Source organism: Thermostichus sp. MS-CIW-36, from assembly GCF_054059035.1.
This window is the reverse complement of record NZ_JBSSBR010000009.1, coordinates 44,871-63,545: the sequence shown is the minus strand read 5'-3', so window position 1 is coordinate 63,545 and position 18,675 is coordinate 44,871. Positions and strand designations below refer to the sequence as shown.

The 18,675-nt window shown below is 60.2% G+C and carries 19 protein-coding genes; 12 read left to right on the top strand and 7 right to left on the bottom strand.

Translation table 11 applies throughout. The features are described from left to right. Positions 1 to 34: 34 nt before the first annotated feature. Positions 35 to 424 carry a glycine cleavage system protein GcvH gene (gene gcvH / locus ACVWVQ_RS06155; RefSeq protein WP_011432013.1) on the top strand — a complete coding sequence of 130 codons (390 nt, stop codon included), beginning with the start codon at positions 35 to 37 and terminating at the stop codon, positions 422 to 424. Positions 425 to 445: 21 nt separating this feature from the next. On the opposite strand, the gene ACVWVQ_RS06150 is transcribed toward gcvH, so the two are convergent. After that, entirely contained in the window at positions 446 to 1,357 is a 912-nt protein-coding gene (locus ACVWVQ_RS06150; RefSeq protein WP_457507442.1) for a diguanylate cyclase, read from the bottom strand. Positions 1,358 to 1,788: 431 nt separating this feature from the next. Here ACVWVQ_RS06150 and ACVWVQ_RS06145 point away from each other — a divergent pair, with 431 nt between their 5' ends. The 8 genes from ACVWVQ_RS06145 (at position 1,789) to ACVWVQ_RS06110 (ending at position 8,001) form a co-directional block, all read left to right on the top strand. Next, on the top strand, positions 1,789 to 2,220 hold the full coding sequence (locus tag ACVWVQ_RS06145) for a DUF3119 family protein (protein ID WP_457465649.1): 432 nt from the start codon (positions 1,789 to 1,791) through the stop codon (positions 2,218 to 2,220). Beyond that, a complete protein-coding gene (pgeF, locus tag ACVWVQ_RS06140) occupies positions 2,217 to 3,017 on the top strand; it encodes a peptidoglycan editing factor PgeF (protein WP_457507440.1) in 801 nt (266 codons plus the stop codon). Before ACVWVQ_RS06145 ends, pgeF begins: the two co-directional genes overlap by 4 nt. A gap of 103 nt (positions 3,018 to 3,120) precedes the next feature. Beyond that, entirely contained in the window at positions 3,121 to 3,462 is a 342-nt protein-coding gene (locus ACVWVQ_RS06135; protein ID WP_414374986.1) for a hypothetical protein, read from the top strand. Positions 3,463 to 3,515: 53 nt separating this feature from the next. Beyond that, positions 3,516 to 3,947, top strand: coding sequence for a DUF6464 family protein (locus ACVWVQ_RS06130; protein WP_457465645.1), 432 nt, complete (start codon positions 3,516 to 3,518; stop codon positions 3,945 to 3,947). After that, positions 3,944 to 4,651 (top strand): orotidine-5'-phosphate decarboxylase, encoded by a 708-nt coding sequence (gene pyrF / locus ACVWVQ_RS06125; protein WP_457465643.1) that lies wholly within the window; start codon positions 3,944 to 3,946, stop codon positions 4,649 to 4,651. Before ACVWVQ_RS06130 ends, pyrF begins: the two co-directional genes overlap by 4 nt. Positions 4,652 to 4,782: 131 nt before the next feature. Continuing rightward, positions 4,783 to 5,367, top strand: a complete 585-nt coding sequence (locus ACVWVQ_RS06120; protein WP_457507471.1) for a hypothetical protein — start codon at positions 4,783 to 4,785, stop codon at positions 5,365 to 5,367. A gap of 200 nt (positions 5,368 to 5,567) precedes the next feature. Further along, complete coding sequence (locus tag ACVWVQ_RS06115; protein WP_457388910.1) at positions 5,568 to 6,689, top strand: hypothetical protein; 1,122 nt, start codon at positions 5,568 to 5,570, stop codon at positions 6,687 to 6,689. 22 nt (positions 6,690 to 6,711) lie between these two features. Continuing rightward, entirely contained in the window at positions 6,712 to 8,001 is a 1,290-nt protein-coding gene (locus ACVWVQ_RS06110) for an aminotransferase-like domain-containing protein (protein ID WP_457507438.1), read from the top strand. A 23-nt stretch (positions 8,002 to 8,024) separates the two neighbouring features. Here ACVWVQ_RS06110 and ACVWVQ_RS06105 read toward each other — a convergent pair whose 3' ends face one another. After that, positions 8,025 to 8,444 carry a tellurite resistance TerB family protein gene (locus tag ACVWVQ_RS06105; protein ID WP_457507436.1) on the bottom strand — a complete coding sequence of 140 codons (420 nt, stop codon included), beginning with the start codon at positions 8,442 to 8,444 and terminating at the stop codon, positions 8,025 to 8,027. Between the two features lie 249 nt (positions 8,445 to 8,693). On the opposite strand from ACVWVQ_RS06105, the gene ACVWVQ_RS06100 reads away from it, so the two are divergent. After that, on the top strand, positions 8,694 to 9,821 hold the full coding sequence (locus tag ACVWVQ_RS06100; RefSeq protein ID WP_457507434.1) for an iron-containing alcohol dehydrogenase family protein: 1,128 nt from the start codon (positions 8,694 to 8,696) through the stop codon (positions 9,819 to 9,821). Between the two features lie 24 nt (positions 9,822 to 9,845). On the opposite strand, the gene ACVWVQ_RS06095 is transcribed toward ACVWVQ_RS06100, so the two are convergent. The 3 genes from ACVWVQ_RS06095 to ACVWVQ_RS06085 all read right to left on the bottom strand — a co-directional run bounded on the left by ACVWVQ_RS06095 (position 9,846) and on the right by ACVWVQ_RS06085 (position 13,139). Beyond that, positions 9,846 to 10,787: a DMT family transporter gene (locus ACVWVQ_RS06095; RefSeq protein ID WP_457502234.1), complete on the bottom strand. Its 942-nt coding sequence runs from the start codon at positions 10,785 to 10,787 to the stop codon at positions 9,846 to 9,848. A gap of 248 nt (positions 10,788 to 11,035) precedes the next feature. Further along, positions 11,036 to 12,157, bottom strand: a complete 1,122-nt coding sequence (locus ACVWVQ_RS06090) for a glycosyltransferase family 9 protein (protein WP_457507432.1) — start codon at positions 12,155 to 12,157, stop codon at positions 11,036 to 11,038. A 127-nt stretch (positions 12,158 to 12,284) separates the two neighbouring features. Beyond that, positions 12,285 to 13,139: a hypothetical protein gene (locus tag ACVWVQ_RS06085; RefSeq protein WP_457502233.1), complete on the bottom strand. Its 855-nt coding sequence runs from the start codon at positions 13,137 to 13,139 to the stop codon at positions 12,285 to 12,287. A 417-nt stretch (positions 13,140 to 13,556) separates the two neighbouring features. Here ACVWVQ_RS06085 and ACVWVQ_RS06080 point away from each other — a divergent pair, with 417 nt between their 5' ends. Further along, complete coding sequence (locus ACVWVQ_RS06080) at positions 13,557 to 14,840, top strand: DUF4912 domain-containing protein (RefSeq protein ID WP_457507430.1); 1,284 nt, start codon at positions 13,557 to 13,559, stop codon at positions 14,838 to 14,840. Positions 14,841 to 15,236: 396 nt separating this feature from the next. Here ACVWVQ_RS06080 and ACVWVQ_RS06075 read toward each other — a convergent pair whose 3' ends face one another. Both ACVWVQ_RS06075 and ACVWVQ_RS06070 read right to left on the bottom strand, forming a co-directional pair. Then, positions 15,237 to 16,277 carry an anthranilate phosphoribosyltransferase family protein gene (locus tag ACVWVQ_RS06075; RefSeq protein ID WP_457507428.1) on the bottom strand — a complete coding sequence of 347 codons (1,041 nt, stop codon included), beginning with the start codon at positions 16,275 to 16,277 and terminating at the stop codon, positions 15,237 to 15,239. Between the two features lie 108 nt (positions 16,278 to 16,385). Next, the gene (locus tag ACVWVQ_RS06070; RefSeq protein WP_414387804.1) at positions 16,386 to 17,348 is read right to left on the bottom strand and encodes a LysR family transcriptional regulator; all 963 of its coding nucleotides are present in this window, start codon (positions 17,346 to 17,348) and stop codon (positions 16,386 to 16,388) included. A 124-nt stretch (positions 17,349 to 17,472) separates the two neighbouring features. On the opposite strand from ACVWVQ_RS06070, the gene ACVWVQ_RS06065 reads away from it, so the two are divergent. Further along, positions 17,473 to 18,624 (top strand): serine hydrolase domain-containing protein, encoded by a 1,152-nt coding sequence (locus ACVWVQ_RS06065; protein WP_457507426.1) that lies wholly within the window; start codon positions 17,473 to 17,475, stop codon positions 18,622 to 18,624. The last annotated feature ends 51 nt before the right edge of the window (positions 18,625 to 18,675 follow it).

Genomic DNA, 18,675 nt, shown 5'->3' with positions numbered 1-18,675 from the left:
AGAATAATCCACTGAGTTCTACGGGAGAACCGGCATGGCCCTGGAGTATCCATCCCATCTGCGCTACGTGGACACCCACGAGTACATCCATGTTGAGGATGATATTGCGGTGATTGGGATCACAGCTTATGCCGTCGATCAACTGGGGGATATCGTTTTCGTGGGCTTGCCCGAAGAAGGGACAGAGATTGAAAAAGGGGAAAGCTTTGGCTCGGTGGAATCGGTCAAAGCCGTCGAAGATCTCTATGCCCCTCTTTCTGGAGAGGTGGTGGCCGTGAATACAGCGGTGGTGGAGAGCCCCGAAAGCCTTGCCGACGATCCCTATGGCGATGGCTGGCTGATCAAGGTGCGCATTGCCAACCCCGAAGATCTCGAGGACACCATGAGCGCCGAAGCCTACGCCAGTTTGGTGGAGGGATCCTAAACTCCAGCAGTTGGCCCTGAACTACAGCAAAGTCTCTCGGTTACCCCCCTCAGCTTTGGCCCGGTAGAGGGCTTTGTCGGCAGCAGCCAGCAGACTTTGTGGGTCAGTTCCCTCTCCCAGCTCCAGCAGAGAGGCGATGCCCACACTGCAGCTTAGGGAGATGGTCTCCGTCCCCGCCTGCACCAACAGGGTCTGGACAGCCTGCCGCAAGCGTTCTGCCAGCCCTAGGATCTGCGAGTTCGGGATCCCGCGCGCCAGCAGGGCAAACTCATCGCCCCCCAAGCGGGCCACCAGATCGTCTTGGCGAACGTGAGCTTGCAGTCGCCGCGCCACCTGGATCAAGGCTTGATCCCCAGCCCAGTGCCCCCAGCGGTCGTTGATTTGCTTAAACCCATCCAAATCCAGATAGAGCACGTGGAGGGGAATGCGATGGCGAAGGGCAAAGGGGATCTCCAGCTCCAGTTGCTCCAGGAAAAAACGTCGGTTATACAGACCGGTTAGCGGGTCATAGAGGGCAGCAGTGGCCATTTGCAAAAAGAAGGCTTCTTCTGCCGCGTTGTAGTAGGCAAACTTGAGGGTGCTGGCCCCCACTTGAATGTAATCCCCATCCTTCAGGAGAACGCGGCTGACGCGCTCGCCGTTAACATAAGTGCCGTTGAGGCTCTCCAGGTCGGTGAGAACATAACCCTCACTTTCTCTTTCCAGCCGACAGTGCTGCCGGGAGACGGCGTGATCCAAGAGCTGAATGTCCGCGCGGTGGCTGCGCCCCAAAACTCCACCCCTCGCCAAGGGAAACGTCATGCCCACATTGGCGCCGCTGAGCACCGTTAGAAAGGCCGCAGTTGCCTCAGGCTGGGGTCTGCGCTCGTAAAACTCCAAGGGGATCTGAGTGGTTGGCTCCTCTGGCAACTGAGAGAGAGGGTCGAGAGGCATGGAGAGGCCCAACGAATTGTGCGGGTTAGCAGTAAGCACTCGTTATATCCGTATTATGTCGGTTTTCCCCAGGCCGTGTTTGGGTGAGCGAGGGATGTCTCGCCGGTTCTGATCTGTAAACTTGCGGAACTCTGGAGTTTATCGTATACCATCGCACGCGGTGAGGCCCTCAGTTGAGAGCTACGCGAGGATTCCATCCCGCCTGCGCGGTTGTATCGGCCAGCTGTGGGAAGAAGCTCAATGGCAAACCCCAATTTCCCCAGGATCCCAAGTATTTTTCGGGATAACTCAAAAAACGGGTTCGGTTTGCCCCTCGTTCCCTGATTTCGAGAAGAGGCTCTCTCCTCTATGTCCTACAGATCCTCTGACTTCTGAAGAGTTGCCGAGGCGGCCTAGAATGGGGCTGGGATCCCTGAGAGGAGGAGTGGGGCATGATCAGGCCCAATTCTGCCCATCTATTGACCCCGGATTTTCGCCTCAGCCTGTCGGTGTTGGCTTTGGCGGTGCCGCTGTTCTGGCTTTCGTTTTGGGCGGGGCTAGGGGTGGGCCTGTTTGGCCTGTTTTTGGTGGTGCAGACCTCTCTGATCGGGCTGGCCTTTACCAGGACGGCGCTGCAGGTCTACAGCGGCTCCAAGCGCATCCGCGAGTTTCCCTACAGCGAGTGGCAGGATTGGCAAATTTTCTGGCCGCCGCTGCCGGTGTTGTTCTTTTTTCGAGAAACCCGGAGCATTCATTTTTTGCCGATGCTGTTTAACCCTGCCGAGCTAAAGATGTGTTTGGAAGAGCGGGTGGGCCATCTCCGCGCCCAACATCGGTCTCAAGGATCCCCGCCGATTGCTGGTCCGGGTAGCTCCCGCCGATGAGTGGCTCCGCCTTGTGGGTTTGGCAGCAGGCAGAGAGATGGCGCTGGCTGGAGTGTCAGCTTTTGGCGGAGTGGCCTCACGCTTTTGGCTCTCGCCAAGGTCATCCCCATCCCCCATCTCAGTTGGCCGCCCGGCTGCAACTGCCCCCTGAACGGGCCGCGTGGGGCCATCAGGTGCATGGCTGCAACTGGGTTTGGGCAGATGGGATCACCGAAACCCTTGGACAGAAGGGAGAGCAGGACTGCTCTGTTGGTCAAGGGATCCCTACCCGCTCTCAGGCAGATGCGGTCATTGCCCGCCGCCAAGGAGATTCTGCCTGGGTCTGCACCGCTGACTGTGTGCCGATTTTGGTGGCCAGCCAAGAATGGGTGGCGGCCATTCACGCCGGGTGGAGAGGCACTGCTGCGGGGATCTTGTCCAAGGTGCTGCAGGAGTTTTTACAGGCGGGGATCCCTGCTGCTGGGATCCGCGTGGCCATCGGGCCCTCTATTTCGGGGTCGGTCTATCAGGTGTCAGAGGAGGTGGCGGAGCAGGTGCTGCAAAGCCTACCCCCAGGGCTGGATGCCCGCGCCGCTCTCTTGCCCGATCCTCTGCCTGGCAAGGTTCGCCTGGATCTGCGCTGGGTCAACGGTGCCCAAGCCCAAGCCCAAGGGATCCCCCCTGAACACATTGCCGTCAGCCCCCATTGCACCCTCAGCCAACCCCAAGATTTCTTTTCCTACCGCCGCGATGGATCCCTGAAGGATGAGCAGGGCCGTCATTGCGTGCAGTGGTCGGGAATCGGCCTGCGGTCGTAGGAAGACTTAGCCCGGCTCTGCCCAGAGGAACCGGAGGCAGTGGCTATAATTGCGCTCAAGATAGGGCTCTTAAAATAAACTAATCCTAGCCGGCGAGGATCCCATGTTTCGCAGCGTTACCTTTTGTGGATTGTCTTGGATGGCTTTGTCCCTGGCGCTTGCTTTGCCTGAAGGGGTTAATGCTCAAACCTCTCTAACCGGCATCAACCGTGACAGCGTACTGCAACTGAACCTTGGGTCGGGACGCAGCCTCCCTCGGGTACCTGTGGGCGGTTCGGGTTCTGAGGAGGGCCGGGATCCTGCTGCTCCTTCGGCACAAATGTGGGCAGAGTGGCATATTCGCGCCAATGTCTGCACCGGAAACCTCTCCACAGAAGAGTTGGCAGAGCTGTTTCCATTGGTGAATCAAGCTCTAGTGGATGCCGTTTGCCGGGGAGGAAGTTAAAGGTTGCCCAGGCTGGCGGTAAGGTGAAGAAGGAGCCTCTAGGTCGCTGCTGCATGGATTTTGAGAAACTTTTGGAGGAATGGGTTGCAGCCTTTGCCCAAGTGGCCGAAGAAAGTTTGGCCTCTTTGGAGACTGCCCTGATGGAGCTGGCAGAGCACTTGGCTGTGCCTTTACAGGAAACCCTTAGGCAGTGGGAAGCCCTCTGGAATCTGGAGGAGGAAGTGGAGCTGGAGCCTGAGCCAGAACCCTTTGAGGAAACCTTCAACCCTTCTGTGGGCGAATCGTTCACCGCCAGTCGTTTCTTCGTCAGCCCGATAGGATTTGGGGGCGTGGTTGTTTACACTTACGTGGCTTCGCCGCCAGAATACATCGGGGATCCCACCTGCCGCTACAATGCCCATTCTCCAGAGTTGCGCTGTGCCGTCAATCCCTACGGCCCCTGTGAGGGCTGTCCCCACTATGAGCCCCGGAATGAGCCCCGATGAAGGGTGACCGCCTGATTGTTGCGCTGGATACTCCTTCTCAAGAGCAGGCTTTGGAGTGGGTGGACTCCTTGCCGCAGGTGCTGTGGTGGAAGGTGGGTCTGGAGCTGTTCACTGCTGCGGGTTCTTCCATCCTGCAGGCTCTCAAGGAAAGGGGCAAGCGCATTTTTCTGGATTTGAAGCTGCACGACATTCCCCACACTGTGGGGAGGGCCACGGCGGTGGCCGTCAGCTATGGAGTGGATCTGCTCACCGTCCATGCTGCCGGTGGCAGTGCTATGTTGCGCTCAGCCGCGGCAGCCGCCCAGGGCAGTTCTTGTCGGCTGTTGGCGGTTACCCTCTTAACCAGCATCAGCCCCCCGCAGGTGCGACAGGAACTGGGCATCGAGATGGATCCCGCCGACTATGTGTTGCATTTGGCCCGGCTGGCTCAAGCTCAAGGCTTTACTGGACTGGTTTGCTCTCCTCAGGAGGTCTCGCGGTTGCGCCAAGCTTTGGGGCCGGAGGTTTTGCTGGTTACTCCTGGGATCCGTCTGGGCCAAGCCAAGGCGGGGGATGGAGAGGAGGATCAACAGCGCATCTGCACGCCCGACGAAGCTCTGCGGGCAGGAGCCGATTATCTGGTGGTGGGCCGCCCCATCACCGCTTCTCCCGATCCCGTGGCCGCCTTGCGGCGCTTCCAAGCCTCATGGGATGCTGCCGGGTGAGGGTGTGGGGAGATGCCCGATGTTATTGGGGTAGTTCTGTAATGCAACGACGCCGTAGGCTTGTGCAGTGGATCCCTGAAAAAAGGCCGGCTGGATCCGGCAGGAGATGTTGGCTAGGAGTCGGTTTGTCGGTGGTTTTGGGCCTGGTCAGCACTCCTGGGCGCGTTAGGGGTGCGGAGCATTTCGTTCCGCCAAGAGGGGAAACTTGCCTGGCTGCTCCTCAGGTTTGGGCTGAGGCTCTAACGGAGCAGTTGCCTTTGTTTCTCAATCTGGCCTTGAGCCGCTCCCGCTCTGAGTTTCAGGTTGTGCTGGTGGGGAAGCCGGAGGTTGAAATGCTCTCTCCAGGGTCTCTGGCCCGCTTACGCCAACAGGAGCTGGCTCCGGTTTTGCCGGACACCGCAACTGCTGTTTCGCCAGAAGCTTTTCGGCTGTATTTCACCACGCTGGAGCGCCGCTTGGTCTTGCCCCAACACCCCCAAAAGGAGGGCAACTCCTTGGCCGGTCGGCGCAGCGAAACCCTGCAACTGGCCTACGAGGCTTATGTTCTGCGGGCTGCTCCTGGGGATCCCTGGCAGTTGGTGCGTCTGCAGGTAACCGGATCGGGGATCCCCATTCGCGATGTAACGAATGGACTCACTGCCCAGGCCATCCGCCGCTGGCAACAGTCGGGTTGCCCCTTGACGGGCGATCTAGAGTTGACTAGACCTTCTCTCTAGCGGCGCGGAGCGCTTTGCGTCAGCATGAGTGCGGGAGTATGTCACGCGGGGAGATTCTCTTTTGGAAGTAACGAAGGGGCACTTTTTCTCCCCAACCGGCCAAGAGTAGAGGGCGTTGGATGTTCTGCTGCCGGTCGAGTGCCCACCCCGTGTAGGGATAGTGTTCTGCACTGCTCATGCGAACAGGCTAGGGTTTACCCATGAAGTTTCCCCCCGCCACACCCCGCCCGGGCAAGCGGCTGCCCCGCGGCTCATTTCCCCGCCTGAGCTCCTCCAACAGGGACAACCATCGCCGTCGGCGTTTGGTTGGTTTTGGTTTCATGGGCCACTGGCTGCTATGGGGAGGGATGGGCCTTCTTTTGGGGCAGCGACTCCGCTCTTGGGGGCAACCGGCTCCTCTGCAGTGGTGGCGCGTTTTGCCGGTGAGCAGTTCTGAGGGATCCCTGACTTTTGTCCAACCGGAACTGCCTCTCTACCACTCGTTCGCGTCAGTGGTGCGGAGCGCTTTTGCCGACAGGCTACTGCCCTGGCTGGCTCAGGGAACCGGGATCTCGGCTGAAGGGATCCTGCACATCTTCTCAGCTATGGCCTGCTTGGCCATTCTGCTGTTGTGCTGGAGCTGGGGCAACTTCTGGAGTGCCGGTCTATGGGGACTCAGCCCCTGGGTGTTGACCCAAGGGTTGGAGCCAGGCAGCGAGATTTTGGGCAGCCTGGTTTTGCTTTGCAGTTGTGGTGTTGGGCCGGGATCCACCTTGCGCTGGTGGGGTCTGGCCTTAGCTTGTGCCCTGTCTTATAAGGTTTGGCCCTTGGCTCTGCTCTGGGCGGGGCTGTGGACGAGCCAGCAGTGGCCACGGCAACCGTTGCGTTCGCGTCAGCAGTGCGGGGCATCAGGACTGCTTTTGCTGCTGCTGGTGATGGGTTTTTCCTGGTTGGGACGGATTGATTGGCCAGCTACCTCTGCTGAGGTGATTCCCCATCCTCTCAGCTCCCAAGGTGGCTTGGCCGTTTTGGCTACTTTGATGCTGCCCTTGGGGTTGAGCTTGGTGCGGTTGGGCTGGCCCTGGGCAGAACGGCAGCAAGCCCTGCTCAGCTTGGCCGGTTTGGGCCATGTCCTCTGGATGGGGGCGCTGGCGACATGGTTTTGGGATCCCCAAGTGAACACCCTACAGCAAAGTGCTCGCTGGGGTTTGGTGGTGCTCCCCTTCCTGTGCCTGAGCGCCGGTGGTGTCTTAGCAGAGATCCCCTACCGGAGCTGGCGGCGGGTTTTGGGATCCCTGCTCTTGGGCAGTTCTTTCTTGCTATCGTGGCAGGCATTGGCCTAAGGTATTCTTTCTCTTGCTTGCCATGACCCAGACCTCGTCCGCATCGGCACCGCGTAGCACTTCGCGGCCCTTGTTGCAAACCCTTTTTGCCCAACGGGCTCAGGCTGTGATCCCTTCTCCTTTCGGGGCGGAGATCCCAGGGGCGGTGCCAGTGGTTACCAGTTTTACCTTTGGGCTGGCGGATCCGCGTCTGTTCCCCAAGGCCGACTTGGCGCGGGCCACGGCGGAGGTGTTGGCAGAGGATGGGGACAATGCCCTCAATTACGGCGGCACGTTTGCCGGGCTGATCGACGTGGTGCTGCAGTTGATGCGGGATAGAGGGGTAGAGGCCCAGCCGGAAAACCTACTGATCGGCTATGGCTCTGGGCAGATCCTCGGCCTGTTGCCTCAGGTCTTTGTGGAGCCGGGGGATGTAGTCATTGTGGAAGGGCCCACCTTCATGGGGGCTGTCAGCCGTTTTGCGGCGGCAGGGGCGCGTCTGATCTCGATTCCGGTGGATGGGGAAGGCATGGTGGTGGATCGCCTGGAAGAGGTGCTGCGCGATCTGGCTCGCCAAGGGATCCGCCCCCGATTTGTCTATACCATTCCCACCTTCCAAAACCCCAAAGGCTGCACCCTCTCTGGGCCACGGCGGCAGAAATTGGTGCAGTTGGCAGCTGAGTACGGTGTGGTGGTGGTGGAGGACGAGGCCTACTACGACCTGCGCTTTGCCGGGGATCCCTTGCCCAGCTTGGCTGCGCTGGATCGGGAAGGCTGGGTTCTTCATGTGGGCACCTTCTCCAAGATTGTGGTGCCGGGGGTGCGGGTGGGCTGGGCCTGTGGTCACCCTGAGATCATCCGCCGCCTGGAGATGTTTCGCAGCGAGGGATCCCTGGGGCCCTTTCTGGGCCGGGTGGTGGCCCGCTATTGCGGGGAGGGCCGTCTGCAAAGCCACATTCAACTCCTCACCCGTCGCTACCGAGAAAAGTGCCAGGTGATGCTGGAGGCCATCGCTCAATATTTTCCGCCCGAAGTCAAGGTGGAGGCCCCTGGGGGTGGATTTTTCGTCTGGTGTGAGCTGCCCCCTTCCCTAAGCGCCAGCACCTTGTTGCAGGCTACCCGTGCCCTGGGGGTCACCTTCCTGCCGGGCACCCACTGCTTTGCCGATGGCCAAGGAGACCATGCTCTGCGCCTGGCCTTCAGCTATCAACCCGAGGAGCGCATTGTCAGTGGGATCCAGACCATTGGGGAACAACTGTACAGACTGATACACTCTTGCGCCAGCGGTGCGGAGCAGCAAGGGAAGGAGCTCTCCAAAAGCATGGATCCTTGAAGCCCAGAGCGCAGATTTCCCGCTCACCTGCCCCCCACAGCCTTGGCCACGCGCCGGAAAAATTGCCCAACGCCCTTCACCAGGTTGGGTGCAGCTTCTGGACGAGCCGGGATCCCGGCCATGAGGGTGTAGTAGTCATCCAAGAGGGTGTGCTCTTCTGGAGAGACCGTGTCGTCCGCGATCATCAGGTTGCCGATTGCTCCCAAAAGTTGCATGCGCTCGGTTTCGCTGGCCTGGGCAAGATAATCGGCCATCCAGCGCTCGGTTTGCTCCATTGGGATAGGCTCTTGGATCAGTTCTCGCAGCTCGGTATCGTGCTCCAAACCATAGCGGCGCAGCAGGGATCCCAAGTAGGCCAATTCCTGGGGTTCCAAATGCCCATCGGCCCAAGCAGAGCCGGCCACAATTTTGAGCATGAGCTGATGTTGAGTTGTGGGGTTCATGGTGGGATCCCTTGCTGAGAACTGTTGTCGCTACGCGACACTTCTGCGAACGTGTCAGGGGGCCAGAGACCTTAGAGGCTGCAGAGTTGAGGGGATGAACAGCTTAACTATAGCCAGACCTTGGGTGAGCCATCTGCGTTCGCGTCAGCAGCGCGGAGCCCTTTTTTCGGCTAGGATCGTTATCCGTATTACGAACACTGAGCTATTCGCGATAGCGGGACGGAGTCCTTTTTCTCGCCCTTTCTTGCAATGCTGAGCGCCTCTCCTTGCCAATTGGATCTTGCCATTCCGGCCCCAGGTCGGCTGTACCGCGGCAGCGGCATTCTGGAAGCTGTGCCCCTTGCGGTACTGGGATCCCGTGTGCTGGTGATCGGGGGGGAACGCTCCTTGGCTGTAGTTGAGTCCCCTCTGCAGCGCAATTTCGCCCGGGATCCCGCCCTCCAAGTTCACTGGACTACCTACGGGGTAGATTGCAGCGAGTCCGAGCTGGCGCGTTTGCAGGCGCTGGCCACGGCGGAATCGGTAACCGGCATCTTAGGAGTGGGGGGTGGCAAGCCTCTGGATACGGCCAAGCTGGTGGCCCACCGGCTGCGGATCCCGGTGGTTACCGTGCCCACCTCTGCGGCCACCTGTGCCGCCTGGAGCGCCCTATCCAATATCTACTCCGACAGCGGCGCTTTTCAGCAGGATGTGAGCCTGGATCGCGCCCCTGCTGCCCTGATCCTGGACTATGAGCTGATTCTGCAAGCTCCAGCGCGCACCCTAGTGGCTGGGATCGGAGATGCCTTGGCTAAGTGGTACGAGTCTTCCGTCAGCAGCGGCAGTTCAGAAGATGCCCTGGTGATTGGCGCTGTGCAGCAGGCCCGCGTCCTGCGGGATTTGCTCCTCCAGCAATCGGCGGCGGCCCTGCGGGAGCCGGGCGGAACCGCTTGGAAACAGGTGGTGGATGCTTGCATTTGCCTGGCAGGGATCGTTGGCGGCATGGGTGGGGCCAAATGTCGGACGGTGGCTGCCCACGCTGTCCACAACGGGCTAACCCACTTGTCGGGGCACCGGGCCACCCTGCACGGAGAAAAAGTAGCCTTCGGTATCCTGGTGCAATTGCGCCTGGAGGAGATCTTGCAAGGAAACCAGTTGGCGCTGGCAGCACGTACCCAGTTGCTGGAGTTCTACCGCCAGGTGGGGTTGCCCCTCAACTTGCGGGATCTCAAGCTAGGTCACTTGGGATCCGCCGACCTGCTGCATGCTGCCCAAGTGGCCTGCCAGCCAGGATCCGACATCCACCACCTGCCCTTCCCCGTCAGTCCAGAAGCCCTGTTGGTGGCCCTTACCACCACAGACCTGACCAGCTCCAGCCCTGTTCTCCCTCGGCTGTAAGTCCTGGCAGAGGATATCTGTCTGCTATCCAACTCCGCCGGTACGGGCCTGGGTCGGCATTGTGGGCAGGCGGGCTTCGCCGTAGGCTCCAGAGGTGGCGCCCACCAAGATCAAGGCTCCGCCCATCCAAGTCCACCCATCCGGGATCTCGGCAAACACCCAAAACCCGATTAGGCTGGCCCAGAGCAGACGGGAGAAATCCAGAGGCAGCAGCATCGTCACCTCAGCCAGCTTGTAGGCCTGGGCGAGGGCCACCTGGCCAATGCTGCCCAGTAGCCCCATGGCCACCATCCACAGCCACTGCTCAGGAGAAGGCCAGGTCCAAACCCAGACGGCAGCCAGAAAGGAAAGGGGGGTCTGCAGCAGGCCCATGTAGGCCGTAATCGTGAGGCTGGACTCGGTGCGGGAGAGGATCTTGAGCACGATGGTCACCCAGGCAAAGAGTGCTGCCGCCCCCAAGGCCAGCCCTGTTCCCAGAGAAAACTCTCGGAAGCCTGGCCTCAACATCACCAAAGCCCCGGCAAACCCCAGGCCCAATCCCAGCCAGCGGGACGAGCGCATCTGCTCGCCCAACACCCATACCGCCATCGCGCCGGCAAACAAAAGTTGAACAAAGCTCAGCGCCGTAGCTTCTGCCAGAGGCAACAGGCTGGCTGCCCAAAAGGAGAGCAACATCCCCACCGTGCTGATCGCCGAGCGCAGGAGGTAAAACTCCATCTTGGCGGTGTGCAGAGACTGGATCCCAGCCCGCAACACCAGCGGCGACAGGGCGAGAAACCCGAATAGGTTGCGCAAAAACACAATCTGAAAGGGGTGAAGGGCGGGAGTGTTGAGCCGGATGATCGCGCCTAAACAGGCAAAGCAAGCGGTGGCCAGCAGCTTCAGGGCAACTCCTTGCCAGAGCCTTATTTTTCCCCACTCTGCAAAGCGGCTCAGCTGGTGGCGATACCACATCTCCAAAGTCACAGCTCACACCCAAATGGTTTAGGCACTAAGTTTTCAGCCTTGAACTCTCAGCTTAAACGGACTTCCAGGGATCCGAACTGCGCCCCTGGGCACTCCTTGCTGCCCACCGGCCCCCCTGATTCCCAGGGGGAAAAAGATGGGGATCCCAAGACATGGCCATTTCAAGTAGCCATGAAACAACTCACCCCGTCGCTCCATAGCTCCCCTCTCTCTTTGGGAGAGGGGCTGGGGGTGAGGGCGTGGAACCTCTAGGTTTGCTTGAGAATCTCTTTCAAGTAGCCGATGACCGTTTCCGGCTTGAGATGGGCCATACAGGGATGACCCTCCACCAGGCAGGTTTCGTTTTTGAACTTGTTCTCTGCGCAGACCCGGCACTTGTAGGCGGTTTGGGTGAGATAGACGTGGGGCAGACGAGGAGCCCACAGTCGCACCGGGCTGGCCCCATCTCCATCGGCATCGTTGCCAAACAGGGCAATGGTAGGGCAGCCCACCGCCGCCGCAATGTGCATCGGCCCCGCATCCACGGAGATACAAACCCGCGCCCGCTTCAAGGCCCCCGCCAGCTCGATGAGGCTGGTTTTGCCCCGCAGGTCAACCATTCCCGTTTGCGCCAGCAGTTCGTCTTCGCTGCTGCCGCCGTGGTAGAGGGATCGCTGAAGCTCCGGCGCGCTGCCGATTAGCCCCACCTGCAGGCCCTGGCCTTGGCACCACTGGATCACCTGCCGCCAGTACTCCAGAGGCCACATCTTGGCGCGGCGGGTAGTGGTGATGTGCACCAAGACCTCTGGCACCGGAAAATCGGGATCCCGGCTGGGTAGCTCCAGACGAAAAAAATCCGTCTCCACATAGGCCAGGCGGCAGAAGATCTCGGCAATGTAGTTGCTGGTGAGGATATCTTTGTAGCGCTGCAAAAACTCCAGGCTGTTCCAGTCGTCGTCTTGGAGCATGCGCTGCACCGGGTCGGAGCCGGGATCCAACTTGCGGCGAAAATCCAAGGTCAAACCGGCTCCGGCAATGTATTGAGGACGCAGCGCCGTCACCGCCACCAAGTTGAGCTCGCTGAACTCGTCGCAGTTGATGGCCAGATCGTAGGGCCCGGCCTGAGCCACCCGTTCTCGCACAGCAGCGGTTAGGGCCTCGAGGTAATCGGGGCGACGGCTGTAGAGAGGAAAGCTGAAGTCGATGTAGGGGCAGTGGAGCTCAAAGTCGCGGGTAATCTCGCTGCCAAAAAAATCCAGCACACAGCCGGGGTATTTTTCCTTGAGGCCCCGCAACAGCGGGATGGTAACCACAAAATTGCCCACCTTGCTGGAGGAAAACACCGCCAGGTGGGGATGTTCCCGCAGAGGTTGGTTGGCAAACCGTTGCATAAGGCTGGGATCCCCAGGAAGATATCAACCCCGCTGGAGGTGGTGCGGGTGGTGCAGACAGAGCACTTTTGCTAGGCTAGCATTCCTCTGTCCTGTGCTTTGATGGCCATGCTGGGATCCCTGGGCCTCAGGGGAGACTGGCTTGGCTGCCATCCCAGATGACCACCACGGCAAAGCGATCCAGAAAGCCATCTGTCGCATTCATCTGGCGCAGACTAAAAGCATCTTCGGCGGAAATCACCAGGTCGTAGCCCAGGGTGCGGATGGCACGAATGCGGTGAGGCCGTTCCCCGATGCGGTTCACCAGTGAGCGGGCCTGCTCTTCCGAGGTGGCATAGGCGGCTGTGCCCTCGCTGCCCACAAAGGCCGCGTTGAGGTCTTGGCCAAGAGTAACGGGGGTATAGACTTGATTGCCATCGGGATCAAACAAGCGCATTGACTGGCTAGGCAAGAAATCCAAGCCTCGTGCATCCACAATCAACCCTGTCACTTGCGGTTCCCGCCGCTGGGATCCCGCCTCCAGACCCGTTCCGCCCCCTGGCCCTTGGCCTGTGCCCACCCCTGAGCCAGGACTGGCTCCGCGCACCCCACTCTGGCCGCTGCCCGGCCCGATCACTTCCCCCTGCCGGGATCCAGAGCCACTGCCGCCGGGGCTGGTGCCGAACTGCCGCAACAGATCCAGATCGAAAACCGGGCCCTCTGCCACTTCCCCGTTGATGGGTTGGGCCGGCTCTACTTTTTGATCCGCTCCCTTGGGTGGGATGGAGTCCTTGGTTGCCGGACGCCAGGGCGCTGCTTCAGAGGCAGGCTGCTCTCCGGCGGGCAAGGCAGGGGATCCCCCTTGCAAGCGGTAAAGGGGAGGAAACAGCGTCTGTGCATTGATCGCTTCCATGGGCAAGACCGATCCCGACAGCAGGATCCCCAGCGCTGCCCAACTCATCTGGATCCCGGAACCTTTCCCGGCAGGCTTCCACCACCTCATCCCAACACCTCTTGGCCACGAAATCTGCGGCCCATCTCGCAACAGCTCACCTTTCCCCCATGCTACCCAGGCGAGGCCGGTTCGGCAGGGGATCCCGCGCAGTCTTCCCCTTGGCTTGAGAGCAGCTGGGGCTCCTGGCCTCTCCCTAAAGGTAGGTCGGAGAACAAGAGATTGATCCCCAGCGATCCCCAAGCTCTTGACCAACAGGCAAAAATACGCAAACATGGGTTCATCATTCTTTATGATCCCCGTTGATCCCCACCTGATGGTTGTCAGCGGCTGGAGAGCGCAAGGCAGGCCGGCACGCCAGCGGGTTCGAGGCTGTACTGAGCCGCAAGCTGGGATCGGCCTTTGGGTTAGAAGCTGGAGCATTGCACAAAGCCCGATTTGTCGAAGAGAAGACAGGAGACCCCGACCATGCCACAAGAGCGGATCCCGTTGGAAGAAATGACCATCCGGCAGTTGCGGGAAGAAGCTGCCCGCTATCAGATCCCCAAGTACAGCCGCATGACCAAGGAGCAACTTGTCCAGGCCATTCGGGAAGCCCAAGCTGCTCGCAGCGGTCGTCCCGCTGACACGATGCCAGAGCCGAGCGGCCAAGAGTCGGTTACCCAAACGAAGTTTGTGGGCCAAGAGGTTGGCGGTAAGCCGGATCTGGCCGATGTGGACAAAGGGCTGGGCGATTTGCCGGGCGGTTACGGGGAAAGCCGCATTGTTTTGCTGCCGCGGGATCCCCAGTGGGCCTACGCCTATTGGGATGTGCCCAACGAGGCCAAGGAGAGCAAGCGCCGCGAGGGGGGTCAGCAATTGGCGCTGCGCCTCTACGATGTGACGGATATCGATTTCAGCTACCAGCCGGCCCACAGCATGCAGGAGTACCCCTGTGATGAGTTGGCGCGGGAGTGGTATTTGCCGATCCCGGTGAGCGATCGTTCCTACATTGTGGAAATTGGCTACCGGACGGCAGATGGCCGCTGGCTGATGTTGGCCCGCTCGGCTGCAGTGATGGTGCCGCCGGTCTATCCTTCCGACTGGTTTGAAGAGCATTTCCTGACGGTGCCCTTCGATATGGCCCTGCAGGGCCGCACCCTCTACCAGCTCAGCGAGCCTTACAAGCGCAGTGCCACCGGCATGGGTGTGGTGGCCTACAAGGGCGATGAGCCGCAGCAGGGTGCCACGGTCGATCCCTTCCTGGAAATGGTGGGTGGCTTTGAGGCGATGCGGGTGGCGGGATCCCTGTTTGGCAGCCACCAGATGGGCAGCCGCCAATTGGTGCCCGAGCAGGCCATCAGCTCGTTTATCATCCCCTCGGGTGTGGGCATGATGGGGATGGCCATGGCCGAAGTGCCCGCTGCTCCCTGGATGGCTTCAGGATCCGGCCTGGGCCTGTTCTCGGGGGCTTCCGAAGTGCTGCCGCAGCGCTCTCGCAAGTTCTGGTTGGTGGCCGATGCCGAGCTGATTGTCTATGGGGCCACAGAGCCGGATGCCACCGTTACCATTGGCGGGCGCAAGATCCAGCTCAACCCCGATGGCACCTTCCGCTTCCACATGGCTTTCCCAGACGGCAACATCGACTTCCCCATCTTTGCGGTGGCTGCCGATGGCGAGCAAAACCGGGAGATCCACATGACCTTCGACCGCCGCACCCTCTCCCGCCGCACCAACACCAAAGAAGAGGCCATCGAAGAGTTGTTGCCCTGAAGGATCCAACCTTTCCCTTCTTGCCCCCTGGAGCTGGCCGGGGGGCTTTCTTTCCTGGGCTGGAGAGCTTGACTCCAGCCATCAAAACAGGGGATCCCAGCCCTAGGAGAGCATGACTCTAGTCAATAATAAGCTCAACTATACTGAAAATAATGTATAATATGTTCAGTACGGATTACTACCAGTTGATCTTTCTGTTTACTTTCGAGTCTGCCAACATGGTAGCCAAAGCAAAGCAGAAAATTGGTAGTAAGACGACACGGAAACTGCGCTTTGGGTATTCTACTCAAAGCTTTGCGGGATACCGCCATTCTGTTTGGACTCCGTCCCGCTAACGCGAATGGAAACAAACAGAATGCTATCGCTGCATAGTTGAACAGTGATGTTCAGCAGTGTTCAGCGTAAATGTATCAGGTCGATCACCCGGATCAGTTGTTTCAGCTTCTCCATCACCCGTCCAGAGCGAAGCAGGTCTTCCGCCTGTTGGATCCCTTCTGGCAAGGATGGGGCGTGGCCGAGGAGCCACAGATAGCTACCCCCATTCCAGAGAACGGCTGGGGTAAGTTCACAGGGATCCCCGCTGAGCACCTGCTGCATCTGCCGGAGCAGCTCTTTCTCTCCGGAGAAGGGAATCTCCGGGCCTGCCAAGTGGCAATCTCTGGCCTTCAAGAGCAGCCGTTTGCCGCCCTGGTTGAGAATGGCCGCCCGTTCCCGCGGCAGGTCGCAACTGCCTTCCAAACCTTTGACGGTGGTGAATTGCCGAATCTCCCGCAGGGCAAACAGCTCCAGCATCGTGGCCTCGGTGGGCGGATGCACATAGCCGGCCACCAGGTGAAAGGGGCCTTGGTAGGGCGTCCAGACCAGTTCCAAGGTGGCCAAGGGGGGGCGCTTGCCGATTTGATCCCGGTAGTCCATCAGAGCCTGAGCCTGGGGAAAACAGGTGGGCAAATACAAAAATCCCAGCCCGGTTTGTTCCAGCAGTTGCCCCACCCGCTCCAGGGATAGCCCCCGCCAATCCACCCCCAAGCTCCGCCACACCGCTTCCAAGGGCAGCCCATACTTGGTGGGACAGAAGCCAGAGCCATGCAGCAAAACGGCTGACCCTGCCGCCGCCAGCAGCAAAGCCACCAGCACCCCCAGCGGCGCAGTCCGCGAGCGGCCATCGTAGGGATGGCCAAAGATGATCAAGGGATGGGGCAAATCCCGTTGGGGCAGAAGAGGGCCGTCTTCTGCGTAGGCATCCAACATACCGGCCAGCTCTTCGGCAGTGGGGCGCTTGATGCGGTGGGCAATTAAAAAAGCCCCGATCTGGGCGGGAGTGGCTTCCCCCCGCAGGAGCATCCGAGCAGCGCTGGCGGCCTCTGCCCGGCTGAGATCCTGGTGGGTGTGGGTGCCGCTGCCGATTTTTTTCAACAGCTCGCGAAACTCTTGGCTCATGGCATCGGCGGTCGGGAGCGCTGGGCTACTCAGGATAGGGGGAGATAAGGGCGGAACACTTGCAACTACCGATATGGGTATTTGACCAGAAATTTCTACAAAAGGTCTCTACAAAACCGACAACAGCCCAGCAGAGGGCCAATGGGGATCTGCGCCGGAAGCAGGCTCAGCATTACCAGACTGCCTAATCAGCTGGGCGGCCAACTGCAAAAACCGGCGAATGGGAGGGATCCGATAGCGATCGCTGGTGGTGACCATAACCACCTGTCGCCTCAATAGGGGGGGCTCGGTGGGTCGCACCTGCAAATCCGGATCGGCGCAGCAGTCCACCAGGGCCGACTCCGGCAGGAGGGCAATCAACTGCCCCTGTCGCACCACCCCCCGAAAGGCATCCAAGGTGTTCAGTTCCAGGGCTGCTTTCAGGGGAAGCCCCTGCCGGGCCAGATGGGATCCCACCAAGGAGCGCATGGCATAGCCATCTTTGAACACAGCCTGGGGATACTCCGCCAGCACCTTCCAGGGGATCCGCTCGTAGCGGCTGAGGGGATGGTTGGCGGGCATCAACACTTGAATCGGCTCGGAGTACAGTGGCTCCACCACCAGCTCTGCCCCCCGCGTCATCAGGGGATTCTCCATTACCAGGGCCACGTCCACCAGCCCATCCCTGAGCACCTTTAAGGCGCGGTCGCTGCCCAGAGCGGTAACCCGCAACTGCACCTCTGGGTACTCCCGGCAAAACTGTTGCAGCACCGGCGGCAGTTGATGGGCGATCAGAGAATGGATCCCAGCAATGCAGAGCTCGGTTTGCTGGCCCTGCAGCCATTCTCGAATGCTTTCCTGAGCCCGCTGCCATTCCTGACAGATGCGACGGGCATGGGGCAAAAGCCGTTCCCCAGCTACGGTTAGAGCCACCGGGCTTTTGCGATGCAACAGCGGAGCGCCCACTGCTTCTTCCAGGGCCTGGATCTGGCGGCTAATGGCCGATTGGGTCAGACCGCTGAGGCGAGCAGCGGCCAAAAAGCTACCTGTTTCCACCACGTTCAAAAAAGCTTGCAACAACTCCAGCCGCACTCGGGATCCCTTGATGATGTAGCCTGCCGTGGTGGCATCCTAGCTGGGGAAGCGGTAGGCTTTTGTAAATACCGTTACAAGTTGTTTGTTGGACTGGGGATCCCCAAGCCAGGAGGAGAAGCAGATGGGTTGGGATCCAGCCTTGCTGGAGGGGCTGCTCAACTCTGCCATTCCCCACCTTTTCCCCGCTGCCCAAGTGGCCATCCGCCACAAGGGAAGGTGTATTTACTCAAGGGCGGCAGGCCATCTCGACCCTGAGACCCGGCGCCAACCAACAACCTCGGCCACCCGTTTTGACCTGGCCTCGCTGACCAAGCTCTACACCGCCACCGCCTGCATGGCCCTGGTGGAAGCTGGAGCGTTGCTGCTGGATCAACCGGTGAGTCTCCTGTTGCCGGAGTTTCAGGGATCCCGCCCCATTGCCCCCTATGAAGATCCTCTGCAGCCGGGGAAATGGATTGCTGTGGAACCGGAATCCTTAGGCCAGCTTGTTGCAACAGAACAGGTGACGGTGCGGCAGTTGCTGGCCCACACCGCCGGTTTGCCCGCCTGGCGACCCCTGTTTCGACAGCCCGATGCCGAATCGGCCCGGCACATGGCCCTGCACACCTTTTTTGCCTACAGGCCGGGATCCCGCAGAGTCTACAGCGATCTTGGATTGATCCTGCTGGGGCTGGCTTTGGAACGTCTGAGCGGAACCCCTCTGGATCAGATCTTGCATGCCCGGATCTTGCGGCCTCTGGGCCTGAGCCAAACTCAGTTTTATCCGGGGGATCCTTTCGACCCACCCCCTGTCTCTGGCTCTTGTGCCCCCACCGAGCTGTGTCCTTGGCGAAAGCGCCGCCTACAGGGGCAGGTTCACGACGAAAATGCCGCCCGCCTGGGCGGGATCGCCGGCCATGCCGGACTATTCGCCACGGCAGAGGAAGTAGCCGCTTTCGGGGAGAGTTTTTTGACGGGATCCCTGTTGCAGCCCCAAACGGTGAGGGAAATGACCCGCGAGCAGTTGCCTCAGCAAGGGGATGCCCACCGCTGTCACAAGCGCCGGGGTTTGGGGTTTGCCTTGCGCTCCCCGGATCCCTTGGCCAGCAGCTACCCGTTCAGCCCCAGCGCCTTCGGCCACACCGGCTTCACCGGAACCTCCCTGTGGATCGATCCAGAGCGGGAGCTGGTGGTGACGCTGCTCACCAACGCCGTCTACCACGGTCGGCAGGAGAACGGATTCCAGGCTTTCCGGGTTGCCTTCCATCAGGCCATCCTAGAGGGGCTTTCTTGATCATTGAGTCCCTGACCGTTCCCGCTAGGGTGCCGTAGGCATAACCGAGGC

Bases quoted from the DNA above. Each gene is read 5' to 3' on its own strand.
- gcvH (WP_011432013.1), top strand. From the start codon at position 35: ATGGCCCTGGAGTATCCATCCCATCTGCGCTACGTGGACACCCACGAG.
- ACVWVQ_RS06150 (WP_457507442.1), bottom strand. From the start codon at position 1,357: ATGCCTCTCGACCCTCTCTCTCAGTTGCCAGAGGAGCCAACCACTCAG.
- ACVWVQ_RS06145 (WP_457465649.1), top strand. From the start codon at position 1,789: ATGATCAGGCCCAATTCTGCCCATCTATTGACCCCGGATTTTCGCCTC.
- pgeF (WP_457507440.1), top strand. From the start codon at position 2,217: ATGAGTGGCTCCGCCTTGTGGGTTTGGCAGCAGGCAGAGAGATGGCGC.
- ACVWVQ_RS06135 (WP_414374986.1), top strand. From the start codon at position 3,121: ATGTTTCGCAGCGTTACCTTTTGTGGATTGTCTTGGATGGCTTTGTCC.
- ACVWVQ_RS06130 (WP_457465645.1), top strand. From the start codon at position 3,516: ATGGATTTTGAGAAACTTTTGGAGGAATGGGTTGCAGCCTTTGCCCAA.
- pyrF (WP_457465643.1), top strand. From the start codon at position 3,944: ATGAAGGGTGACCGCCTGATTGTTGCGCTGGATACTCCTTCTCAAGAG.
- ACVWVQ_RS06115 (WP_457388910.1), top strand. From the start codon at position 5,568: ATGAAGTTTCCCCCCGCCACACCCCGCCCGGGCAAGCGGCTGCCCCGC.
- ACVWVQ_RS06110 (WP_457507438.1), top strand. From the start codon at position 6,712: ATGACCCAGACCTCGTCCGCATCGGCACCGCGTAGCACTTCGCGGCCC.
- ACVWVQ_RS06105 (WP_457507436.1), bottom strand. From the start codon at position 8,444: ATGAACCCCACAACTCAACATCAGCTCATGCTCAAAATTGTGGCCGGC.
- ACVWVQ_RS06100 (WP_457507434.1), top strand. From the start codon at position 8,694: ATGCTGAGCGCCTCTCCTTGCCAATTGGATCTTGCCATTCCGGCCCCA.
- ACVWVQ_RS06090 (WP_457507432.1), bottom strand. From the start codon at position 12,157: ATGCAACGGTTTGCCAACCAACCTCTGCGGGAACATCCCCACCTGGCG.
- ACVWVQ_RS06085 (WP_457502233.1), bottom strand. From the start codon at position 13,139: ATGAGGTGGTGGAAGCCTGCCGGGAAAGGTTCCGGGATCCAGATGAGT.
- ACVWVQ_RS06080 (WP_457507430.1), top strand. From the start codon at position 13,557: ATGCCACAAGAGCGGATCCCGTTGGAAGAAATGACCATCCGGCAGTTG.
- ACVWVQ_RS06075 (WP_457507428.1), bottom strand. From the start codon at position 16,277: ATGAGCCAAGAGTTTCGCGAGCTGTTGAAAAAAATCGGCAGCGGCACC.
- ACVWVQ_RS06065 (WP_457507426.1), top strand. From the start codon at position 17,473: ATGGGTTGGGATCCAGCCTTGCTGGAGGGGCTGCTCAACTCTGCCATT.